The organism is Thiorhodococcus fuscus (assembly GCF_042682685.1).
Taxonomy (GTDB): Bacteria; Pseudomonadota; Gammaproteobacteria; order Chromatiales; family Chromatiaceae; genus Imhoffiella; species Imhoffiella fuscus.
Genome location: NZ_JBHUHX010000070.1, coordinates 1 through 913, shown reverse-complemented (window position 1 = coordinate 913; position 913 = coordinate 1). Strand labels below are relative to the sequence as shown.

The following is a 913-nucleotide window of genomic DNA, read 5'->3' as shown; positions in this document are numbered from 1 at the left end:
GTGATGGTGTGCTCCAGGCTCTGGGACGAGTCGAAGCGTGTCGTGGCCAGCACCTCGGCGATACGCCCGTTGAAGCGTTCGACCATACCATTGGTCTGCGGGGTTCTGGGTTTGGTCAGACGATGCTCGATGGCGTGCTGAGCGCAGACCTGATCGAAGCGATGCTGCCCCGTCGGCGAGCGCTCACCAGTGGCGCAGAAGCGGTCGGTGAACTCCTTGCCGTTGTCGGTGAGGATCTTGGTGAGGGTGAATGGCGCCTTGGCGATCAGGCGCTCAAGAAAGCCACTGGCCGAAGCGGCTGACTTGTCGTCGAGGATCTCGACGTAGACCCAGCGGGTGGCACGATCAATCGCTGCGAAGAGGTATTTACGCCGGTCTTCATCGGGCATTTGGGGTAGATATTTGACGTCGACATGGACGAACCCAGGCACGTAGTCCTTGAAGGTCTTCACCGGACGCTTCGCGGTATCCGCATCCTGCGGGATCAGGGCCTTGAGGTTGGAGACCCCGTGGCGACGCAGGCAGCGATCGAGTGCTGAGCGCGAAGCCTTGGGGTGGATGAACTCGCGGGTGACCGCCAACAGATCGTCGAGCGGCAGCAACAGCGTTTGACGCAGGGCCACCACGAGGACCTCTTGCGCGGGCGAGAGCGTCGTCGAGAGTCGGTGTGGGCGGTGCGAGGCATCCTCGACTGCGGTGCGTCGCCGCCACTTCTTCACCGTCTGCACCGAGAGGTTGTACTGGGCGGCGAGGACCGTGTTCGGCAACGTCGAGGCTTGCAGTTCACGACGAATCGCCGGGGTGGTGCGGGCATTCTTGTGGAGGCGGATTTCCATCGGCAATCAGGCTCTCGGTCGGCTGTCAGCAGGATCACTGTGATTTCCGCGCGTGGCTACTTTATGGCTCAAGTGCT

At 62.1% G+C, this 913-nt stretch carries 1 protein-coding gene; it reads right to left on the bottom strand.

The window, feature by feature from the left end; translation table 11 throughout:
* On the bottom strand, positions 1 to 836 hold an 836-nt coding region (locus ACFSJC_RS19985), incomplete at its 3' end, for an IS481 family transposase (RefSeq protein ID WP_386029085.1).
* Positions 837 to 913: the final 77 nt, after the last annotated feature.